Here is a 10126-nt window from a genome sequence, read left to right as displayed (position 1 = left end):
AACGAACCCACCACCTACCTCTTCGACTTCCTCGCCTTCCCCCACCCCAACACCAACCCCCAACCCGCCCTCACCCGCAACCGCACCCTCTACAACACCGCCACCCAACTCGGCGCCAAACGCTACCTCGTCGGCGCCATCCCCAACATGACCCAAACCGACTGGCAAAACCACTACGGCCCCCACTGGACCACCCTCACCAACGCCAAAAACACCTACGACCCCACCCACACCCTCACCCCCGGCCAAAACATCTTCCCCTAACACACAAAAAACAAGCTGAAGAAGAGAACACGAGACCCGGGATCGGAAAAACGGACACCAGTCCGTGAATCCGAGCCGGAAACCCGGGCCCTGGGAAGAGAAAAAGAGCACGCACCGCGCGAAGAGTAAAAGCGCGAATGAGCCGGGCACTTCACGTGCTTCCGGCTCATCGCGCTATCCGTCCGAACTCGCGGCCCCGTACAGGTGCCGGAGCCTCACGCCCCTCGACGTAGGCGGCCCACTGTTCACGTTCCATGGCGATCGCGCGCTCGTCCGCGGGCCAAACGTGGTAGCGGTCGGGGCGACAGTGAAGTCGGCTTCGCGGCACTGGAATTAGTGGGACACGCCGTCGACGGTGGTGAGCCCCTTGCGCGGACCGTCGTACCAGTCAAGCTCGACGTACACGGGCTCGAAGCCCACTACCCCGGCGCCCCGGTCGATCCGGCATCCCGGAGGCGCCCGCCGGTGCTCCCTGGCATCATGCGGTCCGCGACCGGGAATCAGCACCGGATGCAACGGGCAGGTGTCGTGGGGTGGGTGAGGGTGCGATGGACGTCGGGACGGAACCGGTCATCAAGCCGAGCAGGCGGGCGGCGCGGCTCCGGGCGGCGGGGCGGGTGCTGATCGTGCTGGCGGGGCTGGTGCCCGTCGTGGCCGGGTTCCTCCTCTTCGTGCGCACGTACGACGTGACGGTGGCATACCGGACGGCCCCGGTGTGCGGGACGTCGGCGGCCGGGGCGGGTGCGGACTGCCTGCGGCTGGAGAGCGGGCGGGTCGTGAGGAAGAAGGTGGACACCGACCGGGAGAACGACCTCAGTTCGTACAAGCTGGTCGTCGCGCGCGAGACCGCGGGCGGCGACGAGTACGACGTGGGCGAGCCCTTCTTCCAGGACGTGGAGGTCGGCACCGCGATCGACGTGGGGGTCTGGAAGGGCGAGGTCGTGCAGATCTCGTACCGCGGCCACCGGGCGGTGAAGCCTCAGCTGCCCTGGCTGCCCGTCCTCGGGGTGGCGCTGCTGATCAGCGTCGGCAGTGCGGCGGTCGTCCACGGTCTGCACCGGTCCCGGGAGGGTCTCAGGGACGTGGTGCAGGTCGGGAGCATCGTGTTCACCGTCGGGTCGTTCGCCGGTTCCCTCGTCCTCATCGGGGCGTTCCAGTGGTCTTTCCCCGTGACGATCACGGTCGCCGTCCTGGCCTGGTTGAGCACCGTCGTGGCCTGTGCGGTGGTCGGCCGCCTGTCCTTCGGGCCGGCCCGGGCCGGTGCGTGACCGGAGGGTTCGGGAATCGGCTTGCGCTGACGCAGGATTGTCAGGTTATCGCCATGGGAAGGGAGCAGGCCACAGACCGTTCCCTCCGGAAGGACCCCCGTGCACCGCACCACCGTCAGAACCGCCACCGCCCTGCTCGCCACCGTACTCGCCGGTGCGGTGCTGGGGGCCGCGCCCGCCGGGGCCCGTCCGGCGGGCGACAACCGTCCGGCGGGCGACAAGCCGTCGACACGTCAGGTGGAGGTGTTCGCCGAGGACGGCGGCATCTCCCGGGCCCAGGCCCCGGCCGTCTCCCCCTATCTCGCCGACCGCGCCCAGGGCGTGGCCCCGATGCGGGGCGACGGCGACGTGACGGCGCTGGTCCGCAACGGGGAGCCGGCCGCCAAGCTGGACGTGGTGGTGATCGGCGACGGGTACACCGCGCAGGAGCAGGACAAGTTCCGCGCGGACGCGGCCCAGAAGTGGCGCGAGATGACCGCCGTGGAGCCCTACGCCAGCTACCGCGCGCTGTTCAACGTCTGGGCGGTGTCCGCGATATCGCCGGAGTCCGGGGTGACCGGGGATCCGGACCAGGGGACGGTGCGGCACACCGCGCTGGGCTCGTACTTCTGGTGCGACGGCGTGGAGCGGCTGCTCTGCGTGGACGAGAAGGCGGTCGAGTCGTACGCGGCGAAGGCCCCGCAGGCGGACCTGGTGCTCGTGGTGGCCAACAGCGCGAAGTACGGCGGCGCCGGCTACAACGACGTCAAGTCCCCGCTCGGCTACGAGGGGATCGCCACCGTGGCGGGCGGCAACGCGAAGTCCGGGCAGATCGCGGTGCACGAGACCGGGCACTCGCTGGGCAAGCTGGCCGACGAGTACGCATACGACGGCCAGGGGACGTACCAGGGCAGTGAGCCCACCGAGGCCAACATCAGCACCCTGACCGCCGACCGGATGCGGCAGCAGGGCACCAAGTGGTCGCGCTGGCTGGGCCAGGCCTCGCCCGACGGCGGCACGGTCGGCGCGTACGAGGGCGGCGGCTACTACCCGACCGGGCTCTACCGGCCGACCGAGAACTCGATCATGCGCTCGCTCGGACGGGAGTTCAACCTGCCCGGGCGCGAGGCGATGATCGCGGGCTTCTACCGCCACGCCACGCCGCTCACCAGCCCCACCGCCAACGGCAGTCGGCTCACCGCCGCGGACCACCTCACCGTCGACCTGCCGGTGGCCGGCACCCGGCTGCGCTGGTACCTGGACGGGAAGGAGCTGCCCCGACTGGGCGGCCGCACCGCACTGGACCTGGCCGAGCTCAAGCTGACCGGGCCACGCTCCCGGCCGCACGTGCTCACCGCGGTCGCCACCGACCCGACCCCGGCCGTCGCGGACCCGGCGCTGCGCGCGAAGCTGACCGCGAGCCTGTCCTGGACGGTGACGCGCTAACACGACGTGACGCCGCCGTCCCGCCCACTGGTCGACACGGGCGGGACGGCGGCGGCGTGCTCGCCCCTGCAAGCGCGACCCGCCCCTACTCCTCCTCGTCGAGCCTGGCGAGCCGGGTCGTCACATCGTCGGCGAAGCGGGCGAGGAGCCGGACGAGGTCGTCTCGGTCCTGCCGGGGCCAGTCGCCGAGGGCGTCGGTGAACCAGCCGAGCAGGAAGGCGAGGTAGCGGTTGACGGCCTCGGCGCCGGCCTCGGTGGGTTCGATGAGGCGGGCCCGGGCGTCGTACGGGTCGGGGATGCGGCGGGCGAGGCCGTGCTTCTCCAGGATCTGGACCTGGCGGGTGATGTGCGGGCCGACGACCTGCATGCGGTCGGCGATCTCGCCGATCCGCAGGGGCCCGTCGGCCGTGCGCAGGGTGACGAGCACGCCCACCGCGGGCCGGTCGCGCCCCAGGCCCGCCTCCTCGGCGGCGCGTTCGACGAGGCGGCCCCGGGTGAGGGCGGCGCTGAGCCGGGAGATCCGGGTCAGCGCGGCGAGGAGGTCGGGCCGCGGCTCCCCCGGTTCGCGGGTCTCGGGGGAATCGGAAGCCTTGAGGGGGTCGGACGCCTCGGGGAACCCGGGGTCCTCGACGGGCTCAGGAGCCGCGGCGGGCATGGCACCTCCATTTGCATACCTAAGTTAGGTATCTGTATCGTGGGGGGTGGCCACCGCCCGCGAGGGCGACGTGTGACCTCCATAAAGATACCTGAGGTACGTATCTTTCCGCTCGTCCAGGTGCGTACCACCGACGCGCCGGCGGGTATGCCCGCCGGGAAGGAAGTGAGAGGCCATGAACACCGTGTCACGCCCCGCCCGTCGCGTCCTCGTCTCCGGGGCCAGCATCGCGGGCCCCGCGCTCGCGTACTGGCTCGACCGGTACGGATTCGAGGTGACCGTCGTCGAGAAGGCCGCCGCCGTGCGCGGGGGCGGCTACGCCATCGACGTCCGCGGGCCCGCCCGCGAGGTCGTGGAGCGCATGGGGCTGCTGCCGCGCCTGCGCGCCGCCCACGTCGACAGCCGGCGAATCACCTTCGTCGATTCCGTCGGGCGGACCGTCGGCTCGCTGCGCCCGGAACAGCTGACCGGCGGCGCGGCCGGCCACGACCTGGAGGTCCGGCGCGGAGACCTGGCCGACGCCCTCCAGGAGCCGCTGCGCGGCCGGGTCGAGTTCCTCTTCGAGGACTCGATCGCCGCACTGGAGGACGACGGGGAGGCCGTCCACGTGCGGTTCGACAGCGGCGCCAGCCGCAGCTTCGACCTCGTGGTCGGCGCGGACGGCCTGCACTCGAACACCCGCCGGCTGGTCCTCGGCCCCGAGGAGGCCTTCCACCGCTACCTCGGGCACGTCTTCGCCGGCTTCACGCTCCCGAACGAGTTCGGCCTCGTCCGCGAGGCCGTCGTCTGGAACGACGTCGGGCGCGGCGCGGTCCTCAACGCGCACGAACCCGCCGACCGGCTCCACGGCTTCCTCACCTTCACCCGCGACGACCCGCCCTTCGAGGCCTTCCGCAATCCGCGGGCCCAGCGCGAGCTGGTCGCCGCGCGGTTCCCGGAGCGGGTCTGGCACCTGCCGCGCCTGGTGGCGGCGATGCGGGACGCCGAGGACCTCTTCTTCGACGTCGTCAGCCAGATCCACCTGCCCAGCTGGTCGCGCGGGCGGGTGGTCCTCGCGGGCGACGCCGCGCACGCCACGTCGTTCCTGTCCGGCCAGGGGTCCAGCCTCGCCCTGGTCGGCGCGTACGTCCTGGCCGGCGAACTGGCCGCGCGCTCCGACCACACCGCCGCCTTCGCGGCCTACGAGCGCCGGATGCGCCCCTTCGCCGAGCGCAACCAGGCGCTGGCCACCGGAGGCGGCACGTCGGTGGCGCCGAGGACACGGGAGCAGTTGGAGGCCCGCAACGCCGTGGTGCGCGATCCGGAGTCCGCCGCGAGCGAGTTGGCGACGCCGAGTGCCCGGACGGCCCGGGCCGCCCACTCGGGCCTGCGGCTGCCGGACTACGCCGGACGGCTGTGACGGTCAGGGCGATCGGACGACGGACCACCGGACCACCGGTGCCGGCCTCCCCAGAAACGGGGAGACCGGCACCGTCGTCCCCGGCCGTTACGGCAGCGGGATGCGCACCACCTGCGGGTCGTGGTCGCTGAGCTGCGTGCTGAACTCGCTGTTGATGTGCACGATGTCGTAGCTGTACGACGTGGCCGCGAGCGCGCCGGAGATCAGGATGTGGTCCAGCACCTGCGAGTTGCCCTCGTACACGTAGGTGTAGCGCTCGGGCAGCGGCAGGGTGCGCGGCAGGTCGGTGAGCGAGCCGCCGGCGGTGAGGATGTCGGCGGTCTGCGAGAACTCGAAGTCGTTGAGGTCGCCGAGCACGATGACCGAGGCGTTCGGGTCCACGGCCAGGATCTGGTCGGTGAAGCCCTTCACCGCGGTCGCCTGGGCGTGGCGCTGGGTCTCCGAGGGGTGGGCCGGCGGCTGGTAGCGGCCGAAGAGGGGCTGGTCGCCGCCCTTGGAGTTGAAGTGGTTGGCGATCACGAAGACCGGCTTGCCGTTCCAGCGGAACTCGCCGGCCAGCGGCTTGCGGCTGGAGTTGAACGCCGAGTTGGTCGGGTCGATCCGCCCGGGCGAGTAGGCCAGCTGCGGTGTGCCGCCCGCGTTCACCACGGAGTCGGCGGTGGTGGATCCGGCGCCGGGGCGGTCGGTGAAGGAGAGGCCGCGGTCGGTGCGGAACAGGAACACCTGGCGGATGTTGCCGCCGGGCTGCCCGCCGTCCTGGCCGTCCACCGGGTCGATCTCGCGGTAGGAGTAGGAGGGGCCGCCGGCCGCCGTGATGGCCGCGGTGAGCTTGGCCAGGGTCTGGGTGGCGCTGACCGTGCCGTCGTCGGTGGCGCCGCTGTTGTCCTGGATCTCCTCGAGGGCGACCAGGTCGGGCGAGCGCAGGTTGGTCACGATGCCCGCCGCGAGGCCGTCGAACTTGCTCTGCGGGTCGGAGGGGGCGAGGTTCTCCACGTTGAAGGTGGCCGCGGCGAGCTGCCCGGCCGTCGGCGCGGCGGTGGTCTCGGGCGCGATGCCGCCGGAGGTGACCGCCGGGGTCGCGGTGACCTGGAGGGTGAAGTTGCCGAAGGCGTAGTCGAGCACGCCGACGGTGGCGCCGGTCAGGGTGTCGCCGACGTTGGCGGTCGGGGTGGGCGCGAGCGCCTTCCCGAGGACGACCCGCTCCGGGTTGCCGTCGTTCGCCTGGAGCAGGATGCCGCCCCGGTTGGTGCGGGTGGTGCTGCCCGGCGGGACGACGACGAGCTCGCCGTACTTGTTGGTCGGGCCGACCACGGCCGCGTTGTCGATCTCGACCCGCATGCCCTCCAGCGACCTCCAGAAGTCCAGGCCGTCGGTGGCGGGCTGGAAGTTCCCGGCCGCCTCGACGTCGCCGGAGGTGACGCTGGAGATGACCGCGGACGGGGGCACCCGCCCGCCCTGGCCGACCACGGTGGCGGCGGGCAGCGCGACGTTGTGGGCGACCACCGTAACGGTGGGCGCGGTCAGTTCGGTGATCGACAGGTTGGTGGTACCGCCGGTGCCGCCGGGGCGGTACTGGGTGACGGTGGCGTTCACCGTCACCGAGTCGCCGACCGCGACCGAGGGCGCGCCGGCGGTGTAGACGTAGATGCCCTCGCTGGTGCCGGGGTCGTTGTCGGGCTGCGGGTCCTGGTACCAGAAGCCGTTGGGGCCGACGGCCGTCACCACACCGGGCACGGCGCTGACCGCGCTGCCCGCCAGCGGGGAGGTGCGGGCGGCGCCCTGGATGTCGTGGATGCGCGTGCCGGCGGGGTTGCCGCCGGTGCCGGTGGAGGAGGAGTTGCGCGGCACGGGCGCGGTGATCGCGAAGTCCGCCGCGTTGTTGTCGGTGTCGGTGGCGCCGCCGCCGGTGCGCAGGGCGGCGGTGGAGTTCGACAGGTTGCCGGTCGGCGTCCCCTCGGCGGAGCTCGCGCCGCTGCCGTAGCCGACCAGGTCCTTCACCCCGGACTGGCTCGCGCAGCCCGAAGTGCAGGTCAGCGCCGTGCCGTTGGTGACGAGGGCGACCTTGCCGGAGGTCGCGGACATGGCGATCGTGCCGGTGGCGTCCGGCGTCGGCAGCGCGGCGCCCGTACCGGCTCCGGCGGCCTCCTGGACGAGGAAGTAGCGGCCGGGCGCGATCGTCCCGGAGAGGGTGGTCCGCGACCAGCTCCCCCCGGCGGCCGAGGCGTACTGCACCGTCCAGCCGGTGACGGACACCGGCGCGGTGCCGCGGTTGTACAGCTCGACGAAGTCGTTGGCGTACGGGGCGCCGGAGTTGCCGCCACCGCCGTACACCTGGCTGATCACGATGTCGGGCGACGCGGCCTGCGCCACGCCGCCGGGCAGCGCCACCAGCGCCGCCACCACGGCCGCGGCGGAGGCCGCCGCGAGCGTCCGGCGCCGGAACCGCGGCGCTCTCGGGTTGATCCGGGGGTTCGGGGTGCTCCGCATGAGGCTGACTCCTGACCACCGTCCGGGCGCGCGGCCCGGCGGTTGTGACCACGGATGGGAAAGTGGGGCGCTGAGGTTCTAGCAGTGCCACCAGATCCCTACCGGTCGCGTCGGGCAACGGCCAGACGTACGGCGGAAGAACGTTTCTACGCGCGACAAGTGGGAGACTCTGCTCCGGATCCAGGCGGTCAACTGCCGCCTTTTGAGCGTTTGTTGATTCACCGAAACAACAGGAACAGCACGGAGCCCGGGCCCGGCAGCACCCCCGCTGCCGGACCCGGGCCGGTCCTCGTCGTCCGTGTCGCCCTCGCCGCCCGCCCGGCTCAGCCGGGGCGGTGCTGCGCCGCCCCCGGCACCGGCCGGGGCGGACGCCGGCGCAAGGGCGCCAGTTCGCGTTCCAGGGCCCGCACGTCCAGCGCTATCCGGGACGCGGTCTCGCGCGGGCCGGTGCCGGCGGGCAGCCGTCGCGACCACGAGCGGGGCTTGGCCGGGCCGTCCTGGACCATGTGGAAGTTGAGCCGCAGCACGTCGGCGACGTCGACCAGGCTCACCAGGATCCTGGTGTCGGCGAGGTCGATGCAGACTTCGTTCCCGATGCACGAGCAGGCCACCAGGCCCTCGATGGCCTCCTCCGCCAGATATCTGGCCAGGGGTACCGCCTTCCCCCGCACCAGAAACGGACGTTCCACCGGAGTCACCGGAACCGCCTCCTCCCCAGCAGCTGTACGGTGCTCGGCCGCGGCGCAAGCGCACCGCAACGGACCGGGCCCGGCCTATGCTCCACCACATCGGACCGGTTCGCCAACTCGGTGTCTCACCAAGTGAATTGGGAGAACGCACCGGACCGGCGCACCGGCGCACGCCCCAGCGCACCGGGCCGGCCCCGGCAGCCCGGCCACGACGGCGGGCGCACGGCCCCGGAACGCGCGTGTGCCCGCCCGCACGAGGCGGACGGGCACAGCGGCGATGCGCGGAACCGGGCGGGCCGGGGCTCAGCGGCCGCCGCGGCCGTACAGCACCAGGGAGCGGGTCAGCGCGAGCAGACCGCCGGTGCAGAGCGCGGTGCGGAGCATGTTGACCGGCACCCAGCTGTCCGCGAACTTGGCCCGCACGGCGGCGAAGTCGTGGATCTGCGATGGGTCGCCGGCCGCCGCCAGCTCGTTGTTCAGCGGGATGTTGACGCCCATGGTGACGATCAGCGCCACCACGTACAGCGTCGTCGCCAGGCCCGCCCAGAGCGCCGCCTGGCGCCGGCCTGCCTTGTGCAGCAGCCAGGCCGCCAGGCCGGTCGCCGCGAAGGCGCCGACGAAGACCAGGCCGAACAGCCCGTTCTCGATCGACTTGTTGATGTGCTGCATCGCCGTGACGTAGGTCCGGTCGTCCCCGGCCGCCAGGCCCGGCATCACCGACACGTCGAAGGCGAAGAACAGCCCCGCCATCAGGCCCATCGCCACGGTGGAACCCACCAGCAGCGGCCCCGCGGCCTTGCTCTGTCCGACAGCCCGCACCGAACTCCCCACCCCCGCACTCCCGATGGCCGACGGCGCCGTGTACGACAGCGGAACCGCGGTCTGATCCGAACGCATCCCTGGACCCTCTCAATCTTCCGGCCCCGCGGAGTGCGGCGCCGACGAACGTGGAACTCTCGACACCGCCCACCGTGCGGCGCGCCGCGCAACGGAACCGCGACAACCGGAACCCCGGCCCCCGGCAGGGCACTTGCGGCACCCGGCGGTGCCGCGCCCGGCCGGGGCCGGCGCACCTCGCCGCCCCGGCGAACACGGCGAAGAGGCCGGCTCAGAGCACCGCGCCCAGCCCGCGCCGGTACCGCCGGTCCAGGACCGTCCGCCCGAGCAGCCGCACCGGGGCCGGGATGGTCGCCGAGACCGCCCGGACCGAGGCCGCGTCCGCGCCGTCGAACATCCAGGGCTGGAGGTAGGTCATCACCTGGGTCGGCGCGCTCCCGATGATCCGGCGCTCGACCCGCAGGTACTCGTCCACCGACAGGCCGGCCAGCGCCGGGAAGACCACCGGCTCCTCGTGCCGCAGGTGCTCGCGCACCAGGCTCTCGAACGCCTGGGCAGCCTCCGGGAGTTCGGCGCGCAGTCCGGAGCCGAGCACCCCGGCGACCCGGCGCATCGAGGCGTCCAGCGCCTCGTGGTCCTCCTCCAGGACCCCGCTGCCGTCGAAGCCCGCAACCCGGCCACGCAGGTACGGCCAGAGGATCTCGTCCTCGCTGTGGTGGTGCCAGTCGATCACCGAGCGCAGCCGCCCGAACCACTCCGCGAGCGCCGCGGCGGAGCCCGCCGAGCCGCGTTGCGCGGCGGCGGTCAGCCGTGCCGCGTCCCGGCGCATCGCGACGTGCATCAGGCCGAAGCCCTTGAGCTGCTCGGGCAGGGCGCGCAGCCCCTGCTCCGTCGACCAGACCGTTGTGCCGTCCGTCATGACCAGACCTCCAGTGTCCGTTCGGATTCCCTACCAGCGCCCGCCCGGAGACGGGCGGTCGGAGCCGCCCCGGACGGGTCGGCTCACACGTTCCACACGCCCGAGGCGGCGGCCTCGCGGGCGTAGTCGGCGAAGTCCCGCGGCTCGCGGCCCAACGCCCGCCGCACCCCGTCGCCCAGCGAC

8 protein-coding genes and 2 pseudogenes are annotated in these 10126 nt (G+C 72.7%); 4 read left to right on the top strand and 6 right to left on the bottom strand.

Annotation, left to right across the window (positions count from 1 at the left end; all coding sequences use genetic code 11):
- The 3 genes and pseudogenes from ACWDD9_RS43535 to ACWDD9_RS43525 form a co-directional block, all read left to right on the top strand.
- A pseudogene (locus ACWDD9_RS43535) lies at positions 1 to 264 on the top strand (FAD-binding protein); the annotation flags it as partial.
- A 548-nt stretch (positions 265 to 812) separates the two neighbouring features.
- A complete protein-coding gene (locus ACWDD9_RS43530) occupies positions 813 to 1532 on the top strand; it encodes a hypothetical protein (RefSeq protein ID WP_449814760.1) in 720 nt (239 codons plus the stop codon).
- 99 nt (positions 1533 to 1631) lie between these two features.
- Positions 1632 to 2957, top strand: a complete 1326-nt coding sequence (locus ACWDD9_RS43525) for a M64 family metallopeptidase (RefSeq protein WP_449814759.1) — start codon at positions 1632 to 1634, stop codon at positions 2955 to 2957.
- Between the two features lie 85 nt (positions 2958 to 3042).
- Here ACWDD9_RS43525 and ACWDD9_RS43520 read toward each other — a convergent pair whose 3' ends face one another.
- The gene (locus ACWDD9_RS43520; protein ID WP_449814758.1) at positions 3043 to 3612 is read right to left on the bottom strand and encodes a MarR family winged helix-turn-helix transcriptional regulator; all 570 of its coding nucleotides are present in this window, start codon (positions 3610 to 3612) and stop codon (positions 3043 to 3045) included.
- 175 nt (positions 3613 to 3787) lie between these two features.
- On the opposite strand from ACWDD9_RS43520, the gene ACWDD9_RS43515 reads away from it, so the two are divergent.
- On the top strand, positions 3788 to 5011 hold the full coding sequence (locus tag ACWDD9_RS43515; RefSeq protein ID WP_449814757.1) for an FAD-dependent monooxygenase: 1224 nt from the start codon (positions 3788 to 3790) through the stop codon (positions 5009 to 5011).
- A gap of 87 nt (positions 5012 to 5098) precedes the next feature.
- Here the strand turns inward: ACWDD9_RS43515 and ACWDD9_RS43510 are convergent, their stop codons facing one another.
- From ACWDD9_RS43510 to ACWDD9_RS43490, 5 genes and pseudogenes are all read right to left on the bottom strand, one after another.
- A complete protein-coding gene (locus tag ACWDD9_RS43510) occupies positions 5099 to 7498 on the bottom strand; it encodes a lamin tail domain-containing protein (RefSeq protein WP_449814756.1) in 2400 nt (799 codons plus the stop codon).
- 323 nt (positions 7499 to 7821) lie between these two features.
- Complete coding sequence (locus ACWDD9_RS43505) at positions 7822 to 8187, bottom strand: hypothetical protein (RefSeq protein ID WP_143204557.1); 366 nt, start codon at positions 8185 to 8187, stop codon at positions 7822 to 7824.
- 303 nt (positions 8188 to 8490) lie between these two features.
- Entirely contained in the window at positions 8491 to 9006 is a 516-nt protein-coding gene (locus tag ACWDD9_RS43500; protein WP_449814755.1) for an anthrone oxygenase family protein, read from the bottom strand.
- A gap of 289 nt (positions 9007 to 9295) precedes the next feature.
- The gene (locus tag ACWDD9_RS43495; protein WP_049653942.1) at positions 9296 to 9943 is read right to left on the bottom strand and encodes a hemerythrin domain-containing protein; all 648 of its coding nucleotides are present in this window, start codon (positions 9941 to 9943) and stop codon (positions 9296 to 9298) included.
- An 83-nt stretch (positions 9944 to 10026) separates the two neighbouring features.
- A pseudogene (locus ACWDD9_RS43490) lies at positions 10027 to 10126 on the bottom strand (NmrA family transcriptional regulator); the annotation flags it as partial.

The sequence above is a fragment of the Kitasatospora sp. NPDC001119 genome, from assembly GCF_053598475.1.
The sequence above is the reverse complement of the archived record's forward strand: the minus strand, read 5'-3'. Positions and strand labels throughout refer to the sequence as shown.